Below are 26,610 nucleotides of genomic sequence, written 5' to 3'. Positions count from 1 at the left end.
CCAGCCAATCTCGCTGCGCTCAGCGGCTGTCTTCAAGCGTTCAAAATAAACACTTTGACAACCTTTTCGGTATGAATATTCTCCTTTTGTGGAGTTTGAGTATGATCCCGAAAAGAGCAAAATCAACGCAGCCAAGCATGGCATCGATTTCAATGATGCGAGACGACTTTGGCTTGATGGGAAAGGATTGGTGGTCTCTGCCCGATCCGTCACGGAACCGCGCGAGGCTATCATTGCAGAGCTTGATGGAACATTGTGGACTGCCATTTACACCCTGCGGAGCGAATCGATCCGCATCATATCGGTAAGGAGATCAAGAAATGAAGAAAGCGAACGCTACAATAACCGCTGAGGAATTTGATCGTCGTTTTGACGATGGCGAGGATATCAGCGCGTATCTGGATTGGGACAACGTACGCCGTCCCGGACTGGAACCGCGCCGGGTGAATGTGGACCTCCCGAGTTGGATGATATCCGAGCTCGACAAACAGGCCTCCCTCATCGGCGTGACGCGTCAATCGATCATCAAGGTCTGGCTCAGCGAACGCATCAAGACGGAGAAATCCGAACGATCGCGCGCAGCCAATCTCGCTCCGCTCGGCGCCTGATGCCGGTCGTTCGGCAATAAAAATTGAGTTCCTCACGATCGCTGCTGTGTCTTTAACCATGTCCGCGATGATTGACCTCCAAGAGATGACCACGTCCGACAAGCTGCGCCTCATGGAGGCATTGTGGCAAAATCTTGCCACGACTGCTTCAGAAGTAGTCTCGCCCGAGTGGCATGGAGAGGCTCTTGCGGAACGGGACCGATTGATCGCCTCTGGAGAAGAGACATTCATCGACTGGGAAACTGCCAAGAAACAGCTCCGAGAAGAGCTTCAGTGAAAATTGTCATTCAACCGTCAGCACTGGCGGACTTGAAGGGTGGGTTTCGGTTTTACGAAAGACAGCAGACGGGACTCGGAAGCTATTTTCTCGATTCACTTTATTCCGATATCGAGTCCCTTCTCCTCTACGCAGGAATTCATCCGCAGCATTTTGGCAAGCATCGCCTTCTCTCGGAAAGATTTCCATGCGCCGTCTACTATGAAGTGCGGGACGACCTGATTCTGGTTCGGGCGGTTTTGGATCTACGCAGAGATCCATCGTGGATATCCCGAAAACTGCGCAAGCTTAAATAAGTCCAACAATGCGCGCCACCGCACCACTACCCGTCGCCGATGATCGCGGACATTCGGCGTAGCGTCGCCATTCACCTTCTGCGTGTCTAAGGGCTTTGAGAGGTGGAGCAGCACGCCTTGCTACTGCTGGGGTCATGGTTCATATTGATGCAATGGAGCTGACGCTGCCAAAGTCTCTGAGCGAACGCCTTTCCACCCGCGATGCTGCGTTGCATCTGGCCATCGGGCTGTTCATATCCGAGGAAGCCACGCTGGGCCAAGCGGCGAGCACGGCCGGCCTCTCGCAAAGCGATTTCCTCCGTGAACTGGGGCGCCGCGGTATTGCGATGCACTACGGCGAACACGAACTCGCCGAGGATCTGCGGATGGTCGATGCGCTGTCGGCGCGATGATCGTTCTCTCCGATACATCACCGCTGACGGCTCTGCTCACGATCAACAGATCGGAGATTCTGTTCCTTCAAGTTTGGCCGTCTCGTTTCAGCCGAAAAGTTTGTCGAAGTCGTTGTGCGACCCGATCCAGACCCAAGTGATTTCATCGCCGCTGCGTTGTCCGATGGCGCGGTATTGCGCGGAGACTCGCACCGACCACACATCCGCGTAGCCAGCCAATTTTTTGAAACGAAGCGAGGGATGCGCCGGATCTTGGGCGAACTGAGCGTAGGCTTTGCGCGCGTCTTTTCGTGCCCGGTCCGAAAGCTGGCCGTAGGCACGCCAGAAACTCGGACGGACAAGGGACTTCACAAGCGCTTGAGGTCGAGAGGCTCGGCTGGCTCCGCTGCCGCATCGCGCAGGAAACTCTCGAACCGCGGGCGCGGCTCGCCTTCGGCCACGATAGATTCCCAGCGCTTGTCACCCTCCCGGTCCAGAAGGAAACGGGCAAAGTCGGTGACCTCAGCTTGCTTCGCTTCGGGTAACGATTCGCAGATACGGATCAGTTCAAGCGTCGCCGTGCTCATGACTGAAAACTAGCCAGGCACAGATACTCAGTCAATTCGCGCGCCGGCCAGAGCAGATATCCAGGTGGAGACCGCTCAAAAATTCCGGCACTCACAGAGCGCCGCTACAACCTCACTCAGGTTTCACACTCAGGTCTCAGCCCTTTCCCACTCCTACCGCTTCGACTCGTAAGCCAAGTTCGGGCTGAGCCATTTCTCCACTTCGGCCACCGTCATGCCTTTGCGCTTCGCGTAGTCTTCTATTTGGTCGCGCTGGATTTTGCCGACGGCGAAATATTTGGCCTCGGGGTGCGCGAAGTAGAGACCGCTCACCGAGCTGGCCGGCATCATGGCGAGGCTTTCAGTCAACTTGACGCCGGTGTGCTTGGTGCTCTCGAGGAGGTCGAAAAGCGTCCATTTTTCCGTATGGTCGGGACACGCCGGATAGCCGGGCGCCGGACGGATTCCGCGATATTTTTCGCGGATGAGATCCTCATTGCTTAGCGACTCGGATTTGCCGTAGCCCCAAAGATCGCGAACCTCCTTGTGCATGCGCTCGGCAAAGGCTTCGGCCAAACGGTCAGCCAGCGCTTTGAGCATGATCGCGCTGTAGTCATCGTGCTCGGCTTCGAAGGCCTTGGCACGTTCTTCGACGCCGATGCCGGCGGTCACGGTGAAACCGCCGCAGTAGTCGATGCGTCCGCTGCCCTTCGGCGCAAGGAAGTCGGCTAGCGCGTAGTCAGGCTGGCCGGAGGATTTGTCCAGCTGCTGACGCAACGTGTGGAACGTCTTCAGGACCTTGGAGCGATCCGCGTCGGCGTAGATCTCGATGTCGTCACCCACCGTGTTGGCCGGCATGATGGCGCAGACGCCTTTGGCCGTGACCCATTTCTCCTGCACCATCCGATCGAGCATCTTGCGGGCGTCGTTGTAGAGTTCGGTGGCATGTTGTCCTACCACTTCGTCTTCGAGGATGGACGGAAAACGTCCGCGCAATTCCCACGCGTGGAAAAACGGCGACCAGTCGATGTAATCGACCAATTCCTCCAACGGGAAATCGTCGAAGACTTTCACCCCGGTGAATGCCGGAGTGTCGATAGACTCCTTCGACCAGTCGGGCGCGAAACGCCGTTTGCGCGCTTCCTCGATGCCCACCAACTTGGCGTCGCGCTGTTTGGCCGCAAATTCCGTGCGCAGGCGTTCGTAGTCGGCCGACAAATCGGCGGCGAATTTCGGCCGAGTGTCCGGATTGAGCAATTGCGAGACAACACCCACCACGCGCGAAGCGTCGGTGACATGCACGACTTCCTTGTCGTAATGCGGGGCGATTTTCACCGCGCTGTGGGCGCGGCTGGTGGTGGCCCCGCCGATGAGAAGCGGGATGTCGAATCCTTCACGCTTCATTTCCGAGGCGACGTGCATCATTTCGTCGAGCGACGGGGTGATGAGCCCGCTCAGGCCAATCACATCGACCCCGTGGGTGCGGGCCTCGGCGAGGATCTTTTCGCAAGAGACCATGACACCGAGATCGACGACCTCGTAACTATTGCAGGCCAGCACGACACCGACGATGTTCTTGCCGATGTCGTGGACGTCGCCTTTGACCGTGGCCATGAGCACTTTGCCCTGCGCACGGGCGTTGGGATTCGCCGCGCGCTCGCGCTCCATGTAAGGCGTGAGCCAGGCGACCGATCGTTTCATAACGCGCGCGCTTTTCACCACCTGCGGGAGGAACATTTTTCCTTCGCCGAAAAGATCGCCGACGATCCGCATACCATTCATCAACGGCCCCTCGATGACATCGAGCGGACGCGGGTATTTCTGCCGCGCTTCCTCGGTGTCCTCGTCGATGTGATCAACGATACCTTTGATCAAAGCGTGAGCCAACCGCTCCTCGACCGGGGCCTCCCGCCATTTGGTGTCTTTCTCGACGGCGGCTCTGCCCGCGCCTTTGACCGTCTCGGCAAATGCAACAAGGCGCTCGGTGGCATCGGGACGGCGGTTGAGCAGGACGTCCTCGATTAGCTCGAGCAGATCGGGCGGGATTTCCGCGTAAACACCGAGCTGCCCGGCATTGACGATTCCCATGTCCAGACCGGCTTTGATCGCATGGTAAAGAAAAGCCGTGTGCATCGCCTCGCGGACGGGATTGTTTCCGCGAAAGCTGAAGGAAATATTGCTCACACCACCGCTGACGCGCGCGTAGGGGAGATTCTGTTTGATCCAGCGCGTGGCCTCGATGAAATCGACCGCGTAGTTGTTGTGTTCCTCGATACCCGTGGCAACGGTAAGGATGTTCGGGTCGAAAATGATGTCTTCCGCGGCGAAGCCGACTTCCTCGACGAGGATCTTGTAGGCGCGCCGGCAGATTTCGATGCGGCGCTCGTAATTGTCCGCCTGACCCTTTTCATCGAATGCCATGACGATGACCGCCGCGCCGTAACGCATGACTTGGCGGGCCTGTTCTTTGAATTTCTCCTCACCCTCTTTGAGCGAGATGGAGTTGACCACGCACTTGCCCTGCACGCAGCGCAGGCCGGCCTCGATGACTTCCCACTTCGAGGAATCGATCATGATCGGCACGCGCGAGATGTCCGGCTCGCTGGCCACGAGCTGGAGGAATTTGGTCATGGCGGCGGCGCCGTCGAGCATCCCCTCGTCCATGTTGACATCTATGATCTGTGCGCCGGCTTCGACTTGCTGGCGGGCCACGGCCAGCGCCTCGTCATATTGGTTGCCGAGGATGAGCTTGGCGAATTTGGGCGAGCCGGTGACGTTGGTGCGCTCGCCGATGTTGATGAACGGGATCTCGGGACGCGCGGTGAAGGGCTCGAGTCCGCTCAGGCGCAGCGTGCGTGTGCGCTCGGGGATGCGACGCGGCCTGACGTCCCGCGTGGCTTTGACGATGGCAGCGATGTGATCGGGCGTGGTGCCGCAACAGCCGCCGATGATGTTGAGCCACCCCTGCTCGGCCCATTCGCGCAACTGCGGGGCGAGCGACTCTGGCGTCTCGGGGAATCCGGTCGGCGAAAGCGGGTCGGGCAAGCCGGCGTTCGGATACGCACTGACATGAAACGGAGCGAGGTGCGCGAGTTCCTCGATGTAAGGACGCATTTCCTTGGGTCCGAGCGCGCAGTTGAGCCCGACGCTGAGCAGCGGAAAGTGCGAAATGGAATTGAGAAAAGCCTCGGTCGTCTGACCAGTGAGCGTGCGTCCGCTCAAATCGGTGATGGTGCCCGAGACCATGACGGGCAAGCTGATGTTTTTGTCGGCGAAATATTGCGCAATGGCATAAAGCGCGGCTTTGCAATTCAGCGTGTCGAAGACGGTTTCGACGAGGAGCACATCCACCCCGCCGGTGATAAGATTCTCGATCTGCTCGCGGTAGGCGGCAGCCACTTGCTGGAACGTCACCTCGCGTGCACCGGGATCGTTGACATCGCGGGAAATGGTGAGCGTTTTGCTCATCGGCCCGACCGCACCCGCGACGAAGACGCGGCGGCTCTTGCACGCATCGGCCGCGGCCCGCGCGAGCTTGGCCGCTTCGCGGTTCAACTCGGGGACCAGTTCCTCCATCCCGTAGTCGGCTTGGGAGATGGTCGTGCTGTTGAAGGTGTTGGTCTCGATGAGGTCCGCCCCGGCCGCAATGTATTGCTCGTGGATGCCGCGGATGACTTGAGGTTGGGTCAAAACAAGGAGGTCGTTGTTTCCTTTGACGTCGCTAGGCCATCCAGCAAAGCGCTTCCCGCGATAGGCAGCCTCGTCGAGTTTATGGCGCTGGACCATCGTGCCCATCGCGCCATCGAGATATACGATGCGTTCGGCCAGCAGGGCTTGCAGCGCTTGCGCTGTGTCCGGTTTGCTCATCGGAGTTATTACTCGCGCGGGGAAAAAATGGCGCTTTCGGCCCGACGCGCCTCCAGCCACAGGACGTCGGACAAGCGGTTCAGCGACTGGAGAATTGTGTCGGCGCGTTGGGGATTGAGCAGACCAGCCTGGTTGACCGACAGAAGCGCAATCTCCGCCTCGCGGCAGGCGGTGCGGGCGCAGTCGAGGGCTGCTGCGGAGAGATTGGCACCGGGCGTCGCCCAGCCTTTGTATGTGAAACCTTCGGATTCCAGACGCGCCACCCGCCCATCCAAAACGCCGAGCAGCGCCTCGTCAAAATTCGGCATACCGGAGGCCGCGTAACGCTCCCAGTCCTCCGGGGCAACAGCCACCTCGCCCATCAAATTGACCAGATTGCGCTGCACCTGCTCGATGAAAGCACGCGACTCGGATTCGTCCGGCGGAAGACAAGCTTTGGCCATGCCGAGGCGCGCATTGAGTTCATCGACCCGGCCGTTGGCCACGATGCGCGCATCGGTCTTGGGCACACGGCATCCGAATAGCAGCGAGGTGGTTCCATCGTCCCCGGTTCGAGTGGCAATACTGTTCACGGAGCGATTAAATACCTGAGGCTCATATAAAAGCAACCCATCAAAATATCATGATATGTAGATATGTTCTTTTCGAACCAAGGAAAGTTGTTGCCCTGAAGCCATTACGGCGATAAACAACAGGGCCATTTTTGTGAAAGGAAAGAAGTCATGAATGTTTTGGACAAAATCGAGGCTGAGCAACTCAAGGCTGATGTGGCCAAGTTTTCGGTAGGAGACACCGTCAAAGTTCACACCCGCGTGATCGAGGGCGAGAAAGAGCGCATCCAGATTTACGCCGGAATCGTCATCGGCCGCAAAGGCACCGGTGTGAACGAGAATTTCACCGTGCGTCGCGTCTCCTACGGCGAGGGCGTCGAGCGCGTCTTCCCGCTCCATTCCCCGCGCATTGCCAAGATCGAGGTGGAGAAAAAAGGTTCCGTGCGCCGCGCCAAACTGAATTATCTGCGCAAACGCAAAGGCAAATCGGCGACCACGGTGAAAGAGAAGTCCGGCGCCGAATCCGCGGCTGCCTGATCTTTCCCCGGGCCTCCCCATGGCCTGCGACCTCAGCCGCGAGCGACTTCTCCAAGCCCGCGGTTTTGCAACGGTTGCCGGCGTGGACGAAGCCGGACGCGGACCGCTGGCCGGATCCGTGGTGGCGGCGGCAGTCGTTTTGCCCGGTGACTTCGCCCTCGACGGCCTGACCGACTCGAAAAAACTTTCCCCGCCAAAGCGTGAAAAACTTTTCACGGCGATCACTGCGACGGTTGAAGTGGCTTGGGCGGTCGGCGAGGCCTCGGCGGCGGAGATCGATGATCTCAACATCCTGCGGGCCACGCATCTCGCCATGGCCCGCGCCGTCGATGCACTGCCTCGCAAACCCGACCACGCGCTGGTGGACGGGCTTCCGGTTCGGGGACTGCCGGTGGAACACACGGCGCTCGTCGGCGGCGATTCCCTGAGCCTGAGCATCGCCGCGGCCAGCATCATCGCGAAGGTCACGCGCGACCGCGCGATGGAGCTGCTCGATGCGCAATTTCCGCAATATGGATTTGCACGCCACAAAGGCTATGGTGTGCGCGAGCACCTTGAAGCCCTACGCGAACATGGACCCTGCCCCGCCCATCGCCGATCGTTTGCGCCGGTGGCTCGGGCGCAAGCCGCGCACGCCGCTTCCTGACCACATCGCCTTCGGGCGGTGGGGCGAACGGGAGGCGGAGAAGTTTTTGCGACGCCAGAGATACCGGATTCTTTACCGCAACTTCCGTGCGCCCGGCGGCGGCGAGGTCGATCTCGTCTGCCGCGACAAGCCCGAGGACACGCTCGTTTTCGTCGAAGTAAAGACCCGCGCCACCGAAGAGCGCGGACGCCCCGCCGACGCGGTCGATTACGAGAAACAGCGGCTCGTCGCCCGCGGTGCGATGGCGTGGCTGCGCCTGCTGAATTTTCCCGACATCCGCTTCCGATTCGACATCGTGGAAGTTCTGGCGACGACGCGGGACAATCCCGAGATCACTCTCATCCGGAATGCCTTCCCGCTGCCGGAATATTACGTTTATTGAACAAGTCCGGACTTGCCCGCAAGCGCACAAGCCGCAGCATCAAACGAATGAAACAGCACCACCGTATCGTCGTGCTTGATGAAGGTCATTTGCTCGACGGAAATCTGCCATGGGGCGAAGTGGCCGACTTGGGCGAGCTGACGGTGTATAAGCACACGGCAGAAGCTGATGTGGTCGCGCGTGCACGGGGGGCGCAGATCATTCTCACCAATAAAACACCGATCACGGCGGAAACCTTGGCCGCGCTGCCCGGGCTGAAATTCATCGGCGTGCTCGCCACCGGTCACAATGTGGTGGACTCTTCCGCGGCGCGGACGCATGGAATCACCGTGAGCAATGTGCCGGCCTACGGCACGGATTCGGCTGCCCAGCATGTGTTCGCCCTGATCCTCGAGCTGTGCAACCGCGTCGGACTGCATGCACAGTTCGTCGCGAGGGGGGATTGGTCGGCATCGCGCGAGTGGTGCGCTCCGCAGACCGCTGTCACGGAGTTGTCGGGACTGACGCTCGGCCTGATCGGTCGCGGACGCATCGCGAAGCGCGTGGCGGAAATCGGCGGCGCTTTCGGCATGGAAGCCCTCATGGCCAGCCCGTCCAAGCCGGAGGGCGGTGGAGAATTGTCGGCCCTCGATCGGGTGATCAGGGAAGCGGACGTCCTTTCCCTTCATTGCCAGCTGACGCCCGCGAATGCCGGGATGATCAATTCCACGCTCCTCGGAAAGATGAAAGCCGGGTCGTTTCTCATCAACACAGCCCGCGGCGGATTGATCAAAGAGGTGGATTTGGCACAGGCGCTGAGGCGCGGCCCGATTGCGGGCGCGGGGTTGGACGTGCTCACGGTCGAGCCGCCACCGGCTGATCATCCGCTTTGCACTCTGCCAAACTGCATCATCACGCCGCACATGGCATGGACCGGACCACGTGCGCGCCAGCGCCTGCTCGAGGTGACAGCGCAGAACATCCGGGCATTCCTGCAAGGCAAGCCGATCAATGTCGTCAATCCCTGATCCCACGCGCACTGCAAATCGCTTTCGTTCAGGACACGGCACCGACTAAAGTCCGCACTGCATGAAACGCATTCTTTCCGGCATCCAGCCGTCCGGCGCGCTGCATCTCGGCAATTACCTCGGCATGATGCGTCCGGCTGTGGAATTGCAGCACCAAGGCGAGGCACTTTATTTCATCGCCGATCTGCACGCGCTCACGACGCTACGCGACCCGGTCGCACTGCGTCGTTACTCGCGCGATGTGGCGCTCGACTTCCTGGCTTGCGGACTCGATCCGTCGAAGGCGTTCCTTTTCCGGCAGTCGGACATCCCGAAAGTCCCGCTGCTCACCTGGATTCTCAGCACAGTCACGCCGATGGGCCTGCTTGAGCGCTGTCACTCCTACAAGGACAAGATCGCCCACGGTATTGCACCCTCCCACGCGCTGTTCTCGTATCCCGTTCTGATGGCGGCGGATATCCTTGTTTATGACAGCGATATCGTGCCGGTGGGCAGGGACCAAAAACAGCACTTGGAAGTGACCCGCGACATTGCGGTGAAAATCAACGAAACCTTCGGGCCCGTGTTCAAGCTCCCCGAGCCCTCGATACGCGAGAACGCGGCCGTGGTTCCGGGCACGGACGGCGCGAAGATGAGCAAGAGCTACGGCAACACGATCGAGATTTTCGCCGATGAGAAAACGATGAAGAAGAAAATCATGGCGATTGTCACCGACTCCACGCCGGTCGAGGCGCCCAAGGACGCCGAGACCAATGCCATTTACCAACTTTACAAACTCTTCGCGTCCGCGGACGACGCCGCGACCATGGCCGGAAAGTTCCGCGCGGGCGGCTCCGGCTACGGCGAGTTCAAAAAACAACTTTTTGCCACGGTGTGGGAATATTTCGCGCCGATGCGATCCAAGCGCGCGGAACTCGAGTCCGATCCATGCCATGTGGATGACGTCCTGCGCCGCGGCGCAGAGCATGCCAACGCGCTCGCGGACAAAGTCATGGCGCGCGTTGAAAGCGCAGTCGGATTGCGGGCATGATTCTCTACACGTGGCTGGCGGGAGCTTGGACTGCCGTGCTGTGGTTTTTCACCTTCGGCGTGGCACGTCATCTTTTCGGCGTGTTCCCGCGCGAGCGCGCCGGTGAAGTGACCACGGCTTTGTTTCCGGGATATTTCATCGTCGCCATCGCGCTGGGACTGGGCGCCACGCTAATTCTCTGGTTTAACCGCCGAGCACCGCATGCCAACGCAGCGCTCATCCTGCAATTGGCCGCTCTTTCCGCTCTCACAGCAATCCCGCTGTTTATCCAGCCGGCGATGGCGGTGCACGCGCCCGGCACCACCGGCTTTGCACGCTGGCACGGACTTTCGATGGCGCTTAATCTTTTCTCCTTGATCGCTGTTCCAGCCGCTTCTTTATTGGTTCTCAGGAGAAGCAAGGAGTGAAGGCATGAATGATGATTATTCGCGCAGTCCTGACCGGGTATTGGCCTCGGAAAAAGTAGTATCGGGACGGAAGATTTTCTTTCTCGATTTCAAAGAGAACAGTCGTGGCCGGGTCTTGAAAATCACGGAGGACGTGAACGGACGACGCGACACCATCATGGTTCCGGACGAGGCGCTCGACGATTTTTACGACGCACTCGGTCGCATTCTCGATGCCGACGATGCGGCCTCTGCCGCCGCGGAAGACGCCGACCGCTGAGTTCCCATACCCTGTGCAGGGTATTACGCCGGAGGAGACTGGCGGCGGAGGAGGAGGTCCGGTAAAACTGCGTTCCTTATGGATCAAATCGTCAAGTCCCTCAGTCAAAGTCTCAGCCTTCCCGAGCCGGCCGTCCGCGCCGGGGTGGGGATTCTTCTCAACTTCATCAAACAAAAAGCGGGCGGCACGCAATTTGAAGCCATGGTCGGCTTGCTGCCGGGCGCATCCGCGCTGATGTCATCGGCTCCGGCAGCGGGTGCGTCAGGCGACGCCTCGGGAATGCTCGGCGGGCTATTGGCCAAAGCGGGCAGCATGCTCGGCGGCGATTTGGGTGGCGCAGCGCAGGCGATCAGCGCACTGCAAGGCGCCGGTATTCCTCTCGACAAAGCCGGTCCTCTGGCCGGCGGATTTTTCGAGCAGGCCAAGTCGGTCGCGGGCCCCGACGCGGTCGATGCGGTCGTGAAACAACTTCCGGCCCTCGCTTCCCTTTTCGCCAACAAATAACAACACCAAACACCGACAACACCATGGGTCTACTCGCAACCATCATCAACAAAGTCTTCGGCGGCAAAAAGGAAGTTGCCGCATCCGAGATAGCAGCCACCGCCGAGGCACCGGCCGCAGCGGCCGCTCCCGTCGAGGAAATCGACGTCACCGCTTACCTCAACGACCTCTCCTCGAAGTCCAAAGAAAAACTCGACTGGAAAGTTTCCATCGTGGACCTGATGAAACTGGTGGGCATGGACAGCAGTCTTGCGGCGCGCAAAGAGCTGGCCAAGGAACTGAACTATCCGGGCGACACGGCCGATTCCGCCAAGATGAACATCTGGCTCCACAAGCAGGTGCTGCAGCAAATCGCCAAGAACGGCGGCAAACTGCCGTCGGATCTCCTGGCCTGAAAAACCGACGCCCTTTCACAAGCGCCGCGGACTCCAGTTCGCGGCGCTTTTTTATTGGCGCCGCGAAAAACCGTGCCCCATCATCAAAGGCGCAGGGGAGCCGCAAGGCTGAGAGTCCCGCCACGGCGGGTGACCCTTCGAACCTGATCCGGGTCATGCCGGCGCAGGGAGCGGAGAAGAATCCGGGCCGCGCGCACCCTCCCCTGCGCGAACAACCACCATGATCTCCGATCCTTCCACCCAAAGCGCACACGGGCAGACCGACAACGCCATGCCCAACAGCCGTCGCATTTACGTGAACGGCATAGTCCACCGCGACGTGCGGGTCCCGTTCCGCGAAATCACGCTGGCGCCGACCAAAGATTTCCAAGGCCGGCTCGAACCGAATGACCCGGTTCGCGTTTATGATACCAGCGGACCGTGGGGAGACGGGGAATACCGCGGTGACGTCGAACAGGGCCTCCCCGCTCTGCGCCGCGAGTGGATCCTCGGCCGCGGAGACGTGGAAGAGTATGCGGGCCGCATGGTCCGGCCGGAGGACAACGGCTACCTTTCGGGTGTCCACGCCTCGCACGCAGGCAAGCGCAACGGCAAGGCAGCACTCAAAGAATTTCCCGGCCTGCGCCGCAAACCGCTGCGCGCCAAGGCCGGCAAAGTCGTCACGCAACTCGCTTACGCCCGGGCGGGCATCATCACCCCGGAGATGGAATTCATCGCCATACGCGAAAATATGGGGCGCGCCATGATCGCCGACCTTGGAAAGGACATCGTCCGCAACGACCTCCGCAAACAGCATGCCGGTTCAGCTCAATCGCACGACAGTCCCTACGCACCGTCCGTCTTCCGACGTTTCCCTCAGCGCATCCCGGCGCAAATCACTCCGGAGTTTGTGCGCGACGAAGTTGCCGCGGGCCGCGCGATCATTCCCGCGAACATCAACCACCCGGAAAGCGAGCCGATGATCATCGGGCGGAATTTCCTGGTGAAAATCAACGCCAACATCGGCAACAGCGCCGTTGCTTCCTCGATCGAGGAAGAGGTGGAAAAAATGCGCTGGGCGACCAAATGGGGTGCCGACACGGTGATGGATCTCTCCACCGGCAAGAACATCCACGCCACGCGTGAATGGATCCTTCGCAACTCTCCGGTTCCAATCGGAACGGTGCCGATTTACCAGGCGCTCGAGAAAACCGGCGGCAAAGCCGAGGACCTGACGTGGGACATTTTCCGCGACACGCTCATCGAGCAGGCCGAACAGGGCGTGGACTATTTCACCATCCACGCCGGCGTGCTGCTGCGGTTCGTTCCCCTCACCGCCTCGCGCATGACCGGCATCGTCAGCCGCGGCGGCAGCATCATGGCGAAATGGTGCCTCGCACACCACAAGGAGAACTTCCTCTACACGCATTGGGACGACATCTGCGACATCATGGCCGCCTATGACGTGAGTTTTTCGATCGGTGACGGTTTGCGTCCGGGCTCGATCGCCGACGCCAACGATCGCGCGCAGTTCGGCGAACTCGAGGTGCAGGGCGAACTCACCAAGCGCGCGTGGTCCAAAGGCGTGCAAGTCATGAACGAGGGACCCGGCCACGTGCCGATGCACATGATCGAGGAGAACATGGCAAAGCAGCTCGAATGGTGCCATGAGGCGCCGTTCTACACGCTCGGACCGCTCACCACCGACATCGCACCCGGTTACGACCACATCACGAGCGGCATCGGCGCCGCGATGATCGGCTGGTATGGCTGCGCCATGCTTTGCTACGTGACGCCCAAGGAACATCTCGGGTTGCCGGACAAGAAAGACGTCAAAGACGGCGTCATCGCCTACAAAATCGCCGCGCATGCGGCCGACTTGGCCAAGGGACATCCGGGCGCCCAATACCGCGACAACGCGTTGAGCAAGGCCCGCTTCGAATTTCGCTGGGAGGATCAGTTCAACCTCGGACTCGATCCGCAAACAGCCCGCGAATTCCACGATGCCACGCTTCCGCAGGAGGGCGCCAAATCAGCGCACTTCTGTTCCATGTGCGGTCCGCATTTCTGCTCGATGAAAATCACCGAGGACGTGCGCAAATACGCCGCGGAACAAGGCCTCGGAGAAACCGAAGCCATCGAACGGGGGATGCAGGCAAAGTCGAAGGAGTTTTTGGAAAAAGGCGCGGAGGTTTATTCAAGGGCATAGTTGCTTGCCGAAGGCCAATTTCCAGAGGACGCTCGCCGCACCATGAGTTTTCTACTGGCCAAAGCCGCCATCGCAACAGGCATCGGTGTGGTCATAGCCTTTGCTCTTTGAGCACGTTCGCCTACCTGCGCGACAGACTGTTTCTTTTTTCCTGCGTGCTTTACGCCGTGAATCGCTGGGCGATCAAGCCGCTCGTGCCGCATGGATTTTTTGCGTGGTCGTTGAATGATCTGCTGCTCATTCCCTGCGCAGTTCCGGTGTGCCTCTGGATCGAAAAGAAAACCGGATTGCGAAAACACGATAGACCGCCAGATGCACGGGAAATCGTCTTCGTGCTCCTTCTGTGGTCAGTGCTATTTGAAATTGTCGCGCCGAGATTCATCGCGCGCGCGACAGGCGATTGGCTCGATGTGGTGGCCTACGCCGCGGGCGGTGGGCTCGCATGGCTATGGTGGAACCGTCCACTCCCGCCCCATTGAGGGGGCGGGAATCGCGACGGTCCGTCTGCGCGCGCGGCCGATCCCGGATTCAAGCCAAGTCGAACCGGTCGAGGTTCATGACCTTGTTCCAGACGGCCACGAAGTCGCAGACGAATTTCTCCTGCGCATCCGCGCTTCCATAAACCTCGGCCAGTGCGCGGAGTATGGAGTTCGACGCGAAGACCAGATCCACACGTGTTCCGGTCCATTTCTTTTTGCCGGTTTTGCGATCGTGACCTTCAAAAAGATCGCGCTCGGGTGTTGTCGGTTTCCATTCGGTCCCCATGTCGAGGAGATTGACGAAGAAGTCGTTGGTCAGTGCACCGGGCCGCCCGGTGAGAACGCCGTGCGCTGAATTCTCGACATTGGCACCGAGCACACGCAAACCACCCAAGAGGACGGTCATTTCCGGCGCGGTGAGCGTGAGAAGCTGGGCTTTGTCCACGAGCATTTCCTCGGCTGGAACAGCGAATTTGGTCTTGAGGTAGTTGCGGAAGCCATCGGCAACCGGTTCGAGCACGGCAAAGGATTGAACGTCGGTCTGGTCTTGCGAGGCATCCGTGCGCCCGGGGGTGAACAGAACCTTCACGTCGTGACCGGCGTTTTTCGCAGCCTGCTCGACACCGGCACATCCTGCCAGCACGACCAGGTCGGCGAGCGATACCTTCTTGCTGCCGCCTGCGCTTTTGTTGAAGTCGGCCTGGATGCCTTCGAGCGTCTTGAGCACCTTTGCGAGCTGTTCGGGCTGGTTGACGCGCCAGAATTTTTGCGGCGCGAGCCGGATACGCGCGCCGTTGGCGCCCCCGCGCTTGTCCGATCCGCGGAATGTGGAAGCCGAAGCCCACGCCGTGGTCACCAACTCCGGGACCGTCAGTCCCGAGGCAAGGACTTTCGCCTTCAATGCTGCGATGTCCTTTTCATCGACCAGCGGATGATCCACAGCGGGAAGGGGGTCCTGCCAGATGAGTTCCTCCTTCGGCACTTCGGGACCGAGGTAGCGGGAACGCGGACCCATGTCGCGGTGCGTGAGTTTGAACCACGCACGGGCGAACGCATCGGCGAACTCCTCGGGGTGCTCGTAGAAGCGGCGCGAGATTTTCTCGTAGGCCGGATCGAAACGCAGCGAGAGGTCCGTGGTTAGCATCGTCGGCACGTGCTTCTTGCTCGGGTCGGCAGCGTCGGGGATGTCCGCCTTCGCGCCCTTGGCGACCCACTGATGCGCGCCCGCCGGACTCTTGGTGAGTTCCCAATCGTATTTGAAGAGGTTCTCGAAGTAATAGTTGCTCCACTTGGTTGGTGTCTGGGTCCACGTGACCTCGAGTCCGCTCGTGATGGTGTCCGCACCCTTGCCGGAACGGAACGTGCTCTTCCAACCGAGTCCTTCCTGTTCGATCGGCGCGTCCTCAGGGTCGGGGCCGACATGCTTGGCGTCGCCCGCCCCGTGGCATTTGCCGAAGGTGTGACCGCCGGCGATGAGCGCCACGGTTTCCTCGTCGTTCATCGCCATGCGCGCAAAAGTCTCGCGAATATCGCGCGCAGCAGCGATCGGATCGGGGTTTCCGTTGGGGCCTTCGGGGTTCACGTAAATGAGGCCCATCTGCACGGCCGCGAGCGGATTTTCCAGCTCGCGGTCTCCCGAATAACGCTTGTCGCCAAGCCATTCTTTCTCGGATCCCCAATAGATATCCTCTTCCGGTTCCCAAATGTCTTCGCGACCGCCGCCGAAGCCGAACGTTTTGAACCCCATCGACTCGAGGGCGACATTGCCCGCGAGGATCATCAAATCGGCCCAGGAAATTTTGCGTCCGTATTTCTGCTTGATCGGCCAGAGAAGTCGGCGCGCCTTGTCGAGATTCGTGTTGTCCGGCCAGCTGTTGAGAGGGGCAAAGCGCTGATTTCCGGTCCCGCCTCCGCCGCGACCGTCACCGGTTCGGTAAGTGCCCGCGCTGTGCCAAGACATGCGGATGAAAAGAGGACCGTAGTGACCAAAGTCGGCCGGCCACCAATCCTGCGAGTCTGTCATAAGGTCGGTAAGGTCTTTCTTCACCGCCTGGAGATCGAGGCTCTTGAACTCCTCGGCATAATCGAAGTCCTTCCCCATCGGGTCGGTCTTGGAGGATTGCTGGCTGAGCATCCGGAGGTTGAGCTGGTGCGGCCACCAGTCGCGGTTCGAGGTCCCGCGGCCGGACACTTGGGATCCAGGTTGGCCGTGGTTGAAGGGGCATTTGGATTCGGTGGACATAAGAGTTGTTTTCTTGGTTCTGCGTTGTTCGCCGGAAACGTTCGCAACCGCACGCTGCGAGGCGCCCATCGACGGACGATGGCACGATAATGCCTGCCTCCCGTTCTTCCCGCCAACAAAAACAGGCCGACAGCGCAACCGCACTTCTGCTTGCCCACGTCAGCGCGTGATGTTTTATTTCATCCGCGCATCCGCGACAGGGGGTATAGCTCAGTTGGTAGAGCGTCTCGTTCGCAACGATTTTTCGGCACTTTTCGCCCATTTCGCCCCAAATGCTTTCACGTGCGCTAACCGTTTGTCGCTAGAGACTTAGAAACTTTTCTCAAAGCTCTCATGTGAACTCACCCCACCCCATTTGACGGTCGTAGGGTTACAATTTGGGTTACAATTTGTTGGACGAGCGTTTGAATGACGACCTCGGTGTCAAATTTGGAACCGGGAGGAACTACTTGCTACGCCTTGGCATGTGGCGTCCTGCTCCTGAGATTAGGCATGTGCCGCAGCCGTGCGTTCGGTGCGTGGCGTGCAGAGTAGCACTGCGCAAGCAACTGGCGGCCAGAGGAAGACGAACCAACGCACGAAAGCGCTCGTTTGCACTGCACCCACGAGAAATCCCGGCTCGGCGTAGCAGATGGCAGCAAGAATGGCGGAAGTTGCCCAAAGAACAATGGCGCCGCTTCTCAAGGCCGCCACGACCAAAGCGAGCAAAAGAGGGAAGAGCATCATGTTGTCATAGTGCACATGATAAAATCCGGAGTAACCAAACGCGGCGCAAACGGCGGCGGTTTTGTCTATCGACATTGACTCAGCCTTTTGACGCGCGAAAAGCCATAAAGCCACGGCCAGAAGCCCGGTGAGCCCGCCGGCCACCGCGGTCGCCTGGATCGGCGTGAGTCCAAAAGACCCCATCCACATTCCGGCGGCGTTGCTCTGATGCTGCAGGTGTGTCAGTTGGTGACTGAGAAATCCCTCGACGACGGCATTTTCGGGCGAAGTTCCTGTCCAGAGAAGAGCGACGCCGCTTAAGGCCAAGAGGGATACCGCGCCTGCAATAAGTCCGAGAATATTTCTTCGTTGCCCGATAAAAAAGAGCAGGGCGAAAGCGACAGCGATCTGTGGCTTGATCATGGCCAGAGCCCAGCAGAGGCCTGCCGCGATCGGCCTCTTCTGGTCTAGCAGTATCATCTGCGCGATGACGAATCCGGTGCTGATGATGGAGAACTGTCCTTGGCAGAGCGCGACAAAGTTCCCCGAGAAAGCCAAGGGAATCGCCGCGCCCAAAGCGGCCGCTGCAGGGCCCGCGAAACGCAATTGCGAGGCCCCATAAAAAGCCATGAGTCCGAGCGCAGCCACGCTCAAGAATTGAAACAGGGCTCGATCCGGGTTGTATCCCGGGGGAGCGAAGAGCGGGGTGAAAATGGCAAAAGCGTAGGGAGGATAAACTGTGTAATTGGTAATGCCCGCATGCCCGTCCGCGGCGGCGACGAGTCCGTGCGGGTAAATACGCTCCGCAAAAATGGCATGCTCATCATTGCGCAGTTTGAGGTCGATGTCTTGGTCCGTTTGCCACGGCAAGGAAAGCCCGCGCCCGATGTAAGCCGCGCCACCGGCGAAAAGCATGGCCGCCAAGATCCAGATGAACGGGCTGGGCAGGCGCAAGCGCTTCATTGGCGGAAAATGTCACAGATTCCCCGCCCTCCCGCAAAAGCAAAGCTCTCAGCTAAGGTGCTCCATGCTAACGGCGCTCGCGCCCGGGTGTGCTTTCTTGAACTCTCGATTTCTCCGCATGGAAAAGAAGTCTTGCTCGCCGCATGATTTTTGTCGCTGCATTGGCCTTGGGCGTTATTCGTGGTGGTTGCCGGCAAAGCCGCTAACGATCGCGCTTATTGCTGGCTAATAAAGCCAATGCTGCTCCGCCTTAAAATTTGCGGTATCCTCGTATTCCTCGCGATTCCATGAGGACTCCCCCGGAAAAAGGTGACGAACACGCGGGTGCCGGTCTGCCGCCGCCACGGCAGTCATGTGCTCAGTCCGCTGGGGTCCGGCCAACATGGCGACATGAATTCGCCCAGTGGTTGCTGCTCGTAACGCTGCTTGGACTTCCTTCCGCCGTTCTCTACTGCACACAACCAGCGTGGTGGCGTGATTCTGACGGCATGTTCCAAGCGTTGCGCCAGATCGACTACCTGACGGTGATCCAGTGGCCGCCGCTGTATTGTCTGGCCGCGCGTCATCTCATCGGCGCCTTGGGAGACGGAGTCTTTCCCAGCGATCGTGGCGTGGAGGGGCTGATCCTTGTCCAGCACTGTGCCCTCGTGCTGGCGCAAACGTGGCTGGTGGGGGTGGCGGCGCAATCGTGGCGGGCGCGCTGGTGGGCGGCCGCTTTTCTAGTCGTCTGTCCGATCGCTCCGTGCTTTGCCCAATGCGTCGGCAGTGAGACGGGTGGCATCATTGCCGTCTATGCTTTCGCCGCCAGTGTGCTGTGGCTTATCCGATCGATTCCTCAGGACCGGTGGTGGCATTGGGTGATCTACTGTGCAGCGCTTTATGCGTGCCTGCAGTCGCGGCATGTCTATGTCCTCTACGCGGCGATTGTTCCATTCGCGATGCTGGCCCCACTGCGCGGTGCCCAGTTACGACCGATCCTGCTGGCTCTCGCGTGGACCCTCCTCGCGCTGATCGCTTCTTGGGCCACCGTGAAAACTCTCTGCGTCCGCTATCACATCGAACCCGTCTCGAGCATGGGCTACACCTTCCAGTGGCGACTGTTGCAAATCCACAAACAACCGCGGGACATGGTTGACTCATTCGTCGAGCGCATCGTTGCGCGGCTCCCCGAGGACGACGTCGAGACAAAAGAGGCGCTCCGGGCCTGGTCGGCTCGCGGGTTGAACCAAGGTGGGTCGGAACTGGAGGTCGACATTCGGCGGATGCTTCGCGAGCGAGGACACAAAGATTTCTTCGTCGAGTCGCGTCGGAGACTCAATCGACTTGCGCGTTTGGTCCTCTGGCCGCCGGATCCGTGCTGGATCCGCTCGGTGGGGCGGGATCTCTGGACCGCATCTTTGACGCCCCTGTCTAACATCGCGGCCACACCTCCCGCGACCACTGCGCAGCTCATCGACAGACTGAACGACCAAAAGACAAAGGACGTGCGAGAACACAAGTTGATCGCCCGGTTGGACACCTTCGCGAACTACTCGAGACGGGGCGTGGACTCTGTGCGCAAGGCGCCGCTTTTCCGCGCGTATGTTGACCCATGGGGCTTTGTGCCGCTGGGCATTTGGTTCCTCGCCGCTGCGTCGGCACTGGTGGTCCTCGCAACCAACAGGCGGCCCTTGGGCGAGGACACGACGATGCTGCTGGCCATGTTTGGCTTTCTTGCGGTCGGCCTAGGGATCACCTTAGCCAATACCATGGTCACCATGTTCACCGAAATCACACCGCGGTATGGTTTACCCTTGTGGCAGAACTCGCAGATCGTGCTCTTGGTTGCAACCGTAGCCATAAGCAGGAAAGTTTTCCGAAGGGCGGCGACCAAAGTCACAGACTAAACATGGGCACTGGCGGTCGGCGATATTTCGAGTGGTCACTCCTGACGTTAATTTTCGGAGTGGCGATACTGTTGAGAACACGCGCGCCCGGCGTGCCGCTATTGGATCTCGACACCTATAGCTACATCATGCCCGCCCTCAGCCAGCTCTCCGGCTCGGGTTTTTGCCAGACTTTCTTGGGCCGCGACCTTGCCTATCCTCTCTTTCTCCTGGCGGTGCTGAAGTGCGGCGGAGACTACTACACGATCACCACCGTCCAGCACGTAAGCGGAATCCTTTCGGGCTTCGTGTGGTGGGCCACATGGCTTCAATGGGCGGCCTGGCTTCCGGCCCGTCTGGACCGCGCGTGGTGGGTGCGTTTGACCGGACTAGCTTTCCTCGCCCTCTACCTCTGGAATGCCAACGCGATTCGCTACGAGGAATCGATCCGACCCGAGGGGATTTTTCCGATGCTGGCCCTCGTGCAGATATGGTTGTGCCTGCTGTATGCCCGGGCGCGCTGGAAAGACGCGCGCATCGTCCCCATGATGTGCTACGGGGGCGCCGCCATTCTCGTTTCATTTATCGCCTACAGCACCAAGCCGAGTTGGGGATTTGCCTCGTTGGTGCCGGTCTTGGTAGTTGCGCTGGGTCTTATTGGGAAAACTGCGCCCCCCAATGTTATCTTGCGCGCGTCCCCGCTGGCTTTGGGCGGCGCTTTGGCCGTTGTGTGGCTCCTTTTTGTCCCTTGGTCTGTGGGGTGGATTCCGGACGAACGGGCCAAGGATTTCCTGCCGAAAGAACTATTTTGCTTACACGCTCCCATCATCGCGAAGACCATTCGCATGCGGGTCGAAAAAGGCGGATCCAGTGCGGAGGAAGAGGCATACCTCGGTCGACTCGAAGCGAAGATCGAAGAGAGCCGCCGCGTCACGAAATCCTTCTTTCACTTCGTGCTTGGCCACAATCCGGAGACGCTGCTCTATCATTCGAATCTCCTGGATGAGATTCCGCACTGCAGTGATGCCGCTCAGCGGAGGCGATACATGTATCGTGCCTACTTCGAAGCGCTCGTCGCACACCCGTCCGAGATGCTGTTAAAGGTCTTGCGGCAGTTACGTCTGTCCGTCAGTGATTTGTCCCTCACGCTCTACGGGGAGAACCTGCGCTGGAAAGCGTTTTTTCAGCAGAGCCTGCGTGCGATGGACACCTTTGAGGCCCACGACGCCATGCGGCCGGAGTTGCCGTTGGGCCATGTTTACGAGCGAGTTCGGGCGGAGACGAGATCCCGAGTCGGTGCCATTCCCAAAAAGGTCGCCGTGGCCCCCCCCGTGCCCGATGTCCTGCTTCAGCGCATCGGCCCGCCCTTCCTCGCCTTGTGGGTATGTGCGTGGCCGCTCCTCGCCGTGCGCATCGCATGGCGACGAGCGCGAAGCCACGGCGACAGCCTCAGGGATGCGCTTCTCGTGACCGGAATATTCTGGGCCTCGTGCCTCGGCACCAGCCTGACCGTTGCCGTGGCCAACTCCTTCGACACGCACCGGTATCTGCATCTTTTGTCTGCGCTGCATTCTCTGCTGATGGCTGCGGGCATCGTTTTGGCTATTGCTTGGTTCCGCGGCATCCGTTGGCCCAGTCGCGCGCGCGCCTAGCCTAGGCTCCCTAATTGTCGGCCGTCATGAATTCGACATGGCTGGCGGCCGGCGTCGGTGCGGATCGGAAAAAACTCCGCAGCCGATCGAGAACGGGGACGCGCTTTGCGGCACCGTTAACTCGACGCAAACCGAGTCGACTCAGGTAATGGTCGTCAATCGCTATCTCCCACGGATGGGCGTTGATGATGGTCAAGAGGTCGTGGCGCAGGCTCGTTTTGTCCTCGGGCATCCGCAACTGCCCGATGTTTGCCGGCTTGCCCGGTCCCGTGGGAATCGTCTTTTCGAGGTTCAAATCTGCGAACAGGTGATGCGGGCCCCAAAATTGATAAGTCGGCTGGAGGATTGGAAGGTTGATGTCGTGTAGGATAACCGACCCACCAGGACAGATAACGTTCGTCAGTGCGAGTAGGTCGAGCGCTGGCCACGGATGCTTGTGGTTGGCATCGATGAACACGAAAGGAACCGAGTCGGGTGGAAACTCGTCGATGGCGTCAGCGGCCCTGCGGGGATTTCGAAACTCGATGTGCGCGAGCAGACTTGCGTCCAGGAGATACTTTGCGGCATCGCCGACGGACTTCGACTTATCGGCATAGAAATACGGCGCGATGTCGTAAGAGATCACGCGATAGTCCCATCTGCCCCCGTGCGATCGCGCCGCAATCTCGAGCGAGTGGCACAAGCTCGCTGCCGAAAAGCCCGATGCCGTCCCGATCTCCAGCACGAAAGAGGGCCTCTCTAGCCGGATGGCATCTTGCAGAAACAGGCCGTCCCGATACGAAATGCTCCCCCGCAGCCACGCCGGCCGCGCCCTGTAAAAGTGGTCGTAGTTCGGGTTGAAGGTCATGTCGAAATTTGTGGCGGCGGTTTTCTCGCGAGTTCGAGCCTGAGCAACGGCTATCATCGCTATCTCGAGCGGTCACTGCTGACGATAATTTTCGCAGTTCCATTTCCGCGTTCGCAAATTGCAGCGTCTGGTTTCGTTGACGTCTCATGATCACGCGGGGAATATTGAGTGCTTCTCGCATCCACACCGGGCCCATCTTTCACCAATCATGAACGAACAACCTGTCGTGGACTTCCTCGGCATCGGGGCCCAGCGGGCGGGCACAACATGGATCCACTCCTGCCTCAGGCATCATCCTGAGTTGTGGCTGCCAAACGCTAAGGAAATTCACTACTTCGACCGGCTTGTGCGCCATGGGTGGGGAGAGCCCCCGACAGGTCCACCGCTCCCAAATGTGGCGGAAGTATGCTTAAGCACAGGACTTGACGCTCCGAATCGGTGGAAGCTTTTAGCCAGCTGTCTTCGCGGGTTGGCAACCGGCGCTCCCCTGGGCCGAAAGGCGTCACTCCGCGCGCTCTCCAAGGGCATCTCTCTTTGTGCCCACGGAGAAAAGAACGACGCTTGGTATCGCAGTCGCTTTCGCCGCGGCAACGGACTGGTGAAGGGGGAAATCACTCCAGCCTATGCAATCCTCGACCAGCCCAGAGTGAGGCATGTCACATCGCTTTTCCCAAGTGTGAAGGTTTTCTTCATTCTGCGTGATCCTGTCGCCAGGACGATCTCGCACATTCGGCTCAACCACGACCTGGGTCTTGTGAAAACGCCATTCGCGGACCTGATTCAGTCTCCGGAATTTCGGTTGCGTAACGATTACTTGCGCACCATCAACATCTGGTCGGCGCATCTACCCCCCTCCAATTTTTTCGTTGGTTGGTATGACGATCTCGAGGCCGATCCTGTCGGCTTCCTCGGCAAGCTGTTTGCGTTTCTTGGAGTTGATGTGTCACACACACCTCTGATCGTTCCTGCTGTTGGAGCCATTACTACGGCGAGGAATTGCCGCCCGTCCGTTGACATTCCGAGTGAGGTTATTAGCTGCATCGCTCGCGACACGCGTCCTATGATTGCGGCACTGGCCGACCGATATGCCGGTCACCCGGCTCGCTGGCTCGAGAGATGTGACCGGATCCTTGCCGGGTAGCATGGGCGCGGAGCGTGGACTGCTTTGTGATTGATGAAGCGCTGCTTACTCGGCACTTTTTCTAGTTTGGCTTTTTGGAAGTCCATCTCTGCTTTTGTGCGCCGCCGTCGCCAGTCGGTGCGGCAATATTACGATGCTTGGACAGACCGGTATCTCGATTCGTTCGGCGATGTTTTTCAGGCCGCCCGGGCCGAGCGGGATGAAGACCTTATCGCCTACTTTGTCCGCATGGCGGGAATCGAGGATGGGATGCGCGTGCTCGATGCTGGGTGCGGAGTCTGCGGTCCGAGCATCCGGATTGCACAAATCGCCGATGTCAAAATCGATGCAGTAACCATATCGCCCGTCCAAGCTGATCTCGCGCGCCAACGCGTGAGAGAGAGCGGTCTATCCGACAAGATCAAGGTTCATCTGGGCGACTACTCCGAACTGGGCGCGATGTTCGGACACGATTGTTTCGACCGGATCATTTTTCTCGAATCACTCTGCCACGCGAAGCGGCTCGGCAAGGTGGCGGGGGAATGTCGCGATGTTCTTCGCAAAGGGGGCCAAGTTTACGTCAAAGATTTTTACCGGAAGCACCATAGCGATCCGGCGCGGAAAGCTTGGGCCGATGTGGTAAGCAGTCGTGTCGAGCGCGAGTTTCGGTGTAACGTCCGCGAGGTCTCCGCAGTGCGCGCTGCTTTGGCCGAAGCAGGCTTGGAGGAGGTGACGTGTCGGCCGATTGGCTTCGAACTCTCGGAGTTCTTTATGGAAAAATTCGCCACGACAAATCAAATCAACATTTTCGAAGGCGGCGAGAGGGTCGATTGGTGCGAGTGGCTGGAGCTGTCTTACAAAAAAACTTAGTCGGGGATCGATGCCATCATCACCGCGTCAATCCGGGTTGCCCTCCAAAGCTACGATTAGTTCCTGGGGTTTTTGAAAAACATCGCCTCCGGGAAGCGGTGAGACACGAAGTCGTGGAGGCATAGGAGATGGAAATTGCAGCGGCGCCGCCAGCAGGCGGCCGAGGACCGAAGAAGACAGCTCAAGAAACATTTTGCGGCCGATCTTCTCGAGATCGTTTTCTCCATCACCCAACGAGGCCGACCTCGTGATGGGCAGAAGTGGCTGAGGGCTTTGCCGATCGACAATCAACTGATCGGGAGACTCAAACGCCGCCGGATCGCGATTGGCCGTCGCAATAAAGACCTCGGCGGTGGCACCTTTCGGGAGCGACACATCACCGATTCTGATGGCCTCGCTTAGCCGCCGCTTGAGGCTGAACCACATGGGCACGAGCCGCATGGCCTCCATGAAAATGGCAGGGATCTTCTCCGGGTATTGGCGCGCGAGTGCGAGAACATCAGGCTGCGCCGCAATCGCGCCGAGCGAGTTGCAAACCGCGGGGGGGATCGTCATTGCCGGTGTGACCGCGTCGCAAACAAAGCCCAGAACATCCTCGCGACGCAGCAAGCCTGCCGCGCATAGGTCTGCGACCACGCCTTTTTGGCAGATCGACGCCGCCAGGCTTTCCCAAGCGGGCGACGGATTCGCAGAGTCAGTGGAAAAATACAGCCCTTGAATCTCCGAGGTAACGGCGGCTGCGAGATCTGTCGAAATATCGAGCCAGATTGCGATCCAGTCGATGCTGAGAGGGGCAAGTTGTTCGAGCAGATTGCCCTGCTGGCCCCGCGGTAGGGCGGCCTCCCATGCAGCAAGCGTGGCGGTCAGTCGATCGCGAACGCGGTTGTGGCATTCTGCCATATATCGGCCGATTTCAACCACACATGCCGGTGGCTGCACGCCCTGAGCCAAAGTGGGCACCGGACGAAAGGGCGCCGATCTTTCAAGTATCGCGCGTGATGCGTTGTATCCGAGCGCCACGAATGTGTTGATATCAGCATGGTGTCGGAGCGGGCCCGCGGCGAGCCAGCGGGAATACAGCGCGGAGGGGTCTTCCCCCAGCAGCACTTCCCAGTAGTGGGAGGTCCGCAGAACCGCCGTGACGACAGCAGGCACGCTCTGGTCCACCGCGATGTCCCGGTTCTCCGTGTTCTCCTGGGGAGCGTTGTGGTGCCGGGATGCGGGCCGGAATCGATGAATCCATCGGGTGAAACGACTCGCCAGGCTGTCGGGTGCTTTTCCCGGCGTGGCCGGCTTCACCAAACGCATCCGGTCGAGATGGCTGCGCACACTGGCGGTTGCGTCGTCGATCATGCCGCAGATAGCACCCGGTTGGCGCATCCGACCGAGAGCAGAGTCGTCGCGAAAGGTGTTTTTCACCCGCAGCTCTAAAGCCAGACCAAGACGTCGCAGAACGTCCGGGTCGGTGACAAGATCCTCGTAGCTGACGACAACCAGCCGGTCGCCGAGATCTGCCGCGTCCGCGACGGCTTGGGCGTTTCGTTCGTGCCACTTTCCCGCGAAGGTCAGCGCATCGGTGCGCTTCCGGATTGTGAGCCAGTCACACCGCAAATATGAGTCGAAGACGTTAACCGGGTCGCGGTAGAGCCAAATGATGCGTAGGTCGTAGTCTGCATATTCGTTGGCAACCTCCAGCGGCGAGCGTCGCTCGGACTCGCGCACCGGTTTGAGAACAATGGTTCCGGGAAGGCCTTGCAGAACATCGCGGATCTCGGGCTCCGGTCGCAGAAAATAATCGGAATAAATTTGGTCGTCCGGCGATTCCTCCCTTGCCGTCACATTGGCGGCGCTAGCCAGAGCATTGAACAAGGTCGTCGTGCCCGACCTTTGCACCCCCATGATCATGATGATCTTCTTCGGGCTTGCCGAATTCAGAGATTCATTTTGAGCGGAGGACATGTGGCGGTGAGTCGGTA

The 26,610-nt window shown here is 59.6% G+C and carries 28 protein-coding genes and 1 riboswitch; of the genes, 20 read left to right on the top strand and 8 right to left on the bottom strand.

Going from position 1 to position 26,610, the window contains the following annotated elements; genetic code table 11:
• The first annotated feature begins 88 nt into the window (after positions 1-88).
• The 5 genes from FGM15_08840 (at position 89) to FGM15_08820 (ending at position 1,573) form a co-directional block, all read left to right on the top strand.
• Positions 89-352: a BrnT family toxin gene (locus tag FGM15_08840; GenBank protein ID MBU3665962.1), complete on the top strand. Its 264-nt coding sequence runs from the start codon at positions 89-91 to the stop codon at positions 350-352.
• Complete coding sequence (locus FGM15_08835) at positions 342-608, top strand: CopG family transcriptional regulator (GenBank protein MBU3665961.1); 267 nt, start codon at positions 342-344, stop codon at positions 606-608. Before FGM15_08840 ends, FGM15_08835 begins: the two co-directional genes overlap by 11 nt.
• A 58-nt stretch (positions 609-666) precedes the next feature.
• Positions 667-885, top strand: a complete 219-nt coding sequence (locus tag FGM15_08830) for an acyl-protein synthetase (GenBank protein ID MBU3665960.1) — start codon at positions 667-669, stop codon at positions 883-885.
• Complete coding sequence (locus FGM15_08825; GenBank protein ID MBU3665959.1) at positions 882-1,181, top strand: type II toxin-antitoxin system RelE/ParE family toxin; 300 nt, start codon at positions 882-884, stop codon at positions 1,179-1,181. Before FGM15_08830 ends, FGM15_08825 begins: the two co-directional genes overlap by 4 nt.
• 134 nt (positions 1,182-1,315) lie before the next feature.
• A complete protein-coding gene (locus tag FGM15_08820) occupies positions 1,316-1,573 on the top strand; it encodes a UPF0175 family protein (protein ID MBU3665958.1) in 258 nt (85 codons plus the stop codon).
• Positions 1,574-1,660: 87 nt separating this feature from the next.
• On the opposite strand, the gene FGM15_08815 is transcribed toward FGM15_08820, so the two are convergent.
• The 4 genes from FGM15_08815 to FGM15_08800 form a co-directional block, all read right to left on the bottom strand.
• Complete coding sequence (locus FGM15_08815; GenBank protein ID MBU3665957.1) at positions 1,661-1,924, bottom strand: hypothetical protein; 264 nt, start codon at positions 1,922-1,924, stop codon at positions 1,661-1,663.
• The gene (locus FGM15_08810; protein MBU3665956.1) at positions 1,921-2,139 is read right to left on the bottom strand and encodes a DUF2281 domain-containing protein; all 219 of its coding nucleotides are present in this window, start codon (positions 2,137-2,139) and stop codon (positions 1,921-1,923) included. The genes FGM15_08815 and FGM15_08810 overlap by 4 nt, the downstream gene beginning before the upstream one ends.
• A gap of 153 nt (positions 2,140-2,292) precedes the next feature.
• The gene (gene metH, locus FGM15_08805; protein MBU3665955.1) at positions 2,293-5,985 is read right to left on the bottom strand and encodes a methionine synthase; all 3,693 of its coding nucleotides are present in this window, start codon (positions 5,983-5,985) and stop codon (positions 2,293-2,295) included.
• 8 nt (positions 5,986-5,993) lie between these two features.
• The gene (locus FGM15_08800; GenBank protein MBU3665954.1) at positions 5,994-6,593 is read right to left on the bottom strand and encodes an ATP:cob(I)alamin adenosyltransferase; all 600 of its coding nucleotides are present in this window, start codon (positions 6,591-6,593) and stop codon (positions 5,994-5,996) included.
• A 114-nt stretch (positions 6,594-6,707) separates the two neighbouring features.
• On the opposite strand from FGM15_08800, the gene FGM15_08795 reads away from it, so the two are divergent.
• The 11 genes from FGM15_08795 to FGM15_08745 all read left to right on the top strand — a co-directional run bounded on the left by FGM15_08795 (position 6,708) and on the right by FGM15_08745 (position 14,370).
• On the top strand, positions 6,708-7,073 hold the full coding sequence (locus tag FGM15_08795) for a 50S ribosomal protein L19 (GenBank protein MBU3665953.1): 366 nt from the start codon (positions 6,708-6,710) through the stop codon (positions 7,071-7,073).
• Between the two features lie 19 nt (positions 7,074-7,092).
• A complete protein-coding gene (locus FGM15_08790) occupies positions 7,093-7,719 on the top strand; it encodes a ribonuclease HII (protein MBU3665952.1) in 627 nt (208 codons plus the stop codon).
• A complete protein-coding gene (locus FGM15_08785; protein ID MBU3665951.1) occupies positions 7,586-8,101 on the top strand; it encodes a YraN family protein in 516 nt (171 codons plus the stop codon). The genes FGM15_08790 and FGM15_08785 overlap by 134 nt, the downstream gene beginning before the upstream one ends.
• 47 nt (positions 8,102-8,148) lie before the next feature.
• Positions 8,149-9,108 (top strand): D-2-hydroxyacid dehydrogenase, encoded by a 960-nt coding sequence (locus FGM15_08780; GenBank protein ID MBU3665950.1) that lies wholly within the window; start codon positions 8,149-8,151, stop codon positions 9,106-9,108.
• Between the two features lie 61 nt (positions 9,109-9,169).
• On the top strand, positions 9,170-10,138 hold the full coding sequence (gene trpS / locus FGM15_08775; GenBank protein MBU3665949.1) for a tryptophan--tRNA ligase: 969 nt from the start codon (positions 9,170-9,172) through the stop codon (positions 10,136-10,138).
• Positions 10,135-10,545, top strand: coding sequence for a DUF4149 domain-containing protein (locus FGM15_08770; protein ID MBU3665948.1), 411 nt, complete (start codon positions 10,135-10,137; stop codon positions 10,543-10,545). The genes trpS and FGM15_08770 overlap by 4 nt, the downstream gene beginning before the upstream one ends.
• 4 nt (positions 10,546-10,549) lie before the next feature.
• Positions 10,550-10,804, top strand: a complete 255-nt coding sequence (locus FGM15_08765; protein MBU3665947.1) for a DNA-binding protein — start codon at positions 10,550-10,552, stop codon at positions 10,802-10,804.
• A gap of 78 nt (positions 10,805-10,882) precedes the next feature.
• Entirely contained in the window at positions 10,883-11,308 is a 426-nt protein-coding gene (locus FGM15_08760) for a DUF2780 domain-containing protein (GenBank protein ID MBU3665946.1), read from the top strand.
• A gap of 23 nt (positions 11,309-11,331) precedes the next feature.
• A complete protein-coding gene (locus FGM15_08755; protein MBU3665945.1) occupies positions 11,332-11,703 on the top strand; it encodes a DUF3597 domain-containing protein in 372 nt (123 codons plus the stop codon).
• Positions 11,704-11,786: 83 nt separating this feature from the next.
• A riboswitch (TPP riboswitch) is annotated at positions 11,787-11,890 on the top strand.
• 84 nt (positions 11,891-11,974) lie between these two features.
• A complete protein-coding gene (gene thiC / locus FGM15_08750) occupies positions 11,975-13,891 on the top strand; it encodes a phosphomethylpyrimidine synthase ThiC (protein ID MBU3665944.1) in 1,917 nt (638 codons plus the stop codon).
• Positions 13,892-13,998: 107 nt separating this feature from the next.
• A complete protein-coding gene (locus FGM15_08745) occupies positions 13,999-14,370 on the top strand; it encodes a hypothetical protein (protein ID MBU3665943.1) in 372 nt (123 codons plus the stop codon).
• 49 nt (positions 14,371-14,419) lie between these two features.
• Here FGM15_08745 and katG read toward each other — a convergent pair whose 3' ends face one another.
• Positions 14,420-16,612, bottom strand: a complete 2,193-nt coding sequence (katG, locus tag FGM15_08740; protein MBU3665942.1) for a catalase/peroxidase HPI — start codon at positions 16,610-16,612, stop codon at positions 14,420-14,422.
• Positions 16,613-17,098: 486 nt separating this feature from the next.
• On the bottom strand, positions 17,099-18,280 hold the full coding sequence (locus FGM15_08735) for a DUF2029 domain-containing protein (GenBank protein ID MBU3665941.1): 1,182 nt from the start codon (positions 18,278-18,280) through the stop codon (positions 17,099-17,101).
• Positions 18,281-18,768: 488 nt separating this feature from the next.
• Between FGM15_08735 and FGM15_08730 the strand changes: the two genes are divergently transcribed.
• Together FGM15_08730 and FGM15_08725 are read left to right on the top strand one after the other, a co-directional pair.
• Entirely contained in the window at positions 18,769-20,166 is a 1,398-nt protein-coding gene (locus tag FGM15_08730) for a hypothetical protein (GenBank protein ID MBU3665940.1), read from the top strand.
• A 59-nt stretch (positions 20,167-20,225) separates the two neighbouring features.
• On the top strand, positions 20,226-21,797 hold the full coding sequence (locus FGM15_08725) for a hypothetical protein (protein ID MBU3665939.1): 1,572 nt from the start codon (positions 20,226-20,228) through the stop codon (positions 21,795-21,797).
• A 10-nt stretch (positions 21,798-21,807) separates the two neighbouring features.
• Here the strand turns inward: FGM15_08725 and FGM15_08720 are convergent, their stop codons facing one another.
• Positions 21,808-22,701: a class I SAM-dependent methyltransferase gene (locus FGM15_08720; GenBank protein MBU3665938.1), complete on the bottom strand. Its 894-nt coding sequence runs from the start codon at positions 22,699-22,701 to the stop codon at positions 21,808-21,810.
• A 151-nt stretch (positions 22,702-22,852) separates the two neighbouring features.
• Here FGM15_08720 and FGM15_08715 point away from each other — a divergent pair, with 151 nt between their 5' ends.
• Together FGM15_08715 and FGM15_08710 are read left to right on the top strand one after the other, a co-directional pair.
• The gene (locus FGM15_08715) at positions 22,853-23,785 is read left to right on the top strand and encodes a sulfotransferase (protein ID MBU3665937.1); all 933 of its coding nucleotides are present in this window, start codon (positions 22,853-22,855) and stop codon (positions 23,783-23,785) included.
• Between the two features lie 33 nt (positions 23,786-23,818).
• Positions 23,819-24,634: a methyltransferase domain-containing protein gene (locus FGM15_08710; protein MBU3665936.1), complete on the top strand. Its 816-nt coding sequence runs from the start codon at positions 23,819-23,821 to the stop codon at positions 24,632-24,634.
• Positions 24,635-24,661: 27 nt separating this feature from the next.
• Here the strand turns inward: FGM15_08710 and FGM15_08705 are convergent, their stop codons facing one another.
• Entirely contained in the window at positions 24,662-26,593 is a 1,932-nt protein-coding gene (locus FGM15_08705; GenBank protein ID MBU3665935.1) for a cytochrome P450, read from the bottom strand.
• Positions 26,594-26,610: the final 17 nt, after the last annotated feature.

The organism is Chthoniobacterales bacterium (genome assembly GCA_018883245.1).
GTDB lineage: Bacteria > Verrucomicrobiota > Verrucomicrobiia > Chthoniobacterales > JACTMZ01 > JACTMZ01.
This window is presented reverse-complemented; position numbering and strand designations above follow the sequence as displayed.

Bases quoted from the DNA above. Each gene is read 5' to 3' on its own strand.
- FGM15_08720 (MBU3665938.1), bottom strand. From the start codon at position 22,701: ATGATAGCCGTTGCTCAGGCTCGAACTCGCGAGAAAACCGCCGCCACA.
- FGM15_08755 (MBU3665945.1), top strand. From the start codon at position 11,332: ATGGGTCTACTCGCAACCATCATCAACAAAGTCTTCGGCGGCAAAAAG.
- FGM15_08730 (MBU3665940.1), top strand. From the start codon at position 18,769: ATGTTCCAAGCGTTGCGCCAGATCGACTACCTGACGGTGATCCAGTGG.
- FGM15_08795 (MBU3665953.1), top strand. From the start codon at position 6,708: ATGAATGTTTTGGACAAAATCGAGGCTGAGCAACTCAAGGCTGATGTG.
- FGM15_08785 (MBU3665951.1), top strand. From the start codon at position 7,586: ATGGATTTGCACGCCACAAAGGCTATGGTGTGCGCGAGCACCTTGAAG.
- FGM15_08810 (MBU3665956.1), bottom strand. From the start codon at position 2,139: ATGAGCACGGCGACGCTTGAACTGATCCGTATCTGCGAATCGTTACCC.
- thiC (MBU3665944.1), top strand. From the start codon at position 11,975: ATGCCCAACAGCCGTCGCATTTACGTGAACGGCATAGTCCACCGCGAC.
- FGM15_08760 (MBU3665946.1), top strand. From the start codon at position 10,883: ATGGATCAAATCGTCAAGTCCCTCAGTCAAAGTCTCAGCCTTCCCGAG.
- FGM15_08765 (MBU3665947.1), top strand. From the start codon at position 10,550: ATGAATGATGATTATTCGCGCAGTCCTGACCGGGTATTGGCCTCGGAA.
- katG (MBU3665942.1), bottom strand. From the start codon at position 16,612: ATGTCCACCGAATCCAAATGCCCCTTCAACCACGGCCAACCTGGATCC.
- FGM15_08705 (MBU3665935.1), bottom strand. From the start codon at position 26,593: ATGTCCTCCGCTCAAAATGAATCTCTGAATTCGGCAAGCCCGAAGAAG.
- FGM15_08735 (MBU3665941.1), bottom strand. From the start codon at position 18,280: ATGAAGCGCTTGCGCCTGCCCAGCCCGTTCATCTGGATCTTGGCGGCC.
- FGM15_08780 (MBU3665950.1), top strand. From the start codon at position 8,149: ATGAAACAGCACCACCGTATCGTCGTGCTTGATGAAGGTCATTTGCTC.
- trpS (MBU3665949.1), top strand. From the start codon at position 9,170: ATGAAACGCATTCTTTCCGGCATCCAGCCGTCCGGCGCGCTGCATCTC.
- FGM15_08790 (MBU3665952.1), top strand. From the start codon at position 7,093: ATGGCCTGCGACCTCAGCCGCGAGCGACTTCTCCAAGCCCGCGGTTTT.
- FGM15_08710 (MBU3665936.1), top strand. From the start codon at position 23,819: ATGAAGCGCTGCTTACTCGGCACTTTTTCTAGTTTGGCTTTTTGGAAG.
- FGM15_08770 (MBU3665948.1), top strand. From the start codon at position 10,135: ATGATTCTCTACACGTGGCTGGCGGGAGCTTGGACTGCCGTGCTGTGG.
- FGM15_08820 (MBU3665958.1), top strand. From the start codon at position 1,316: ATGGTTCATATTGATGCAATGGAGCTGACGCTGCCAAAGTCTCTGAGC.
- FGM15_08830 (MBU3665960.1), top strand. From the start codon at position 667: ATGTCCGCGATGATTGACCTCCAAGAGATGACCACGTCCGACAAGCTG.
- FGM15_08715 (MBU3665937.1), top strand. From the start codon at position 22,853: ATGAACGAACAACCTGTCGTGGACTTCCTCGGCATCGGGGCCCAGCGG.
- metH (MBU3665955.1), bottom strand. From the start codon at position 5,985: ATGAGCAAACCGGACACAGCGCAAGCGCTGCAAGCCCTGCTGGCCGAA.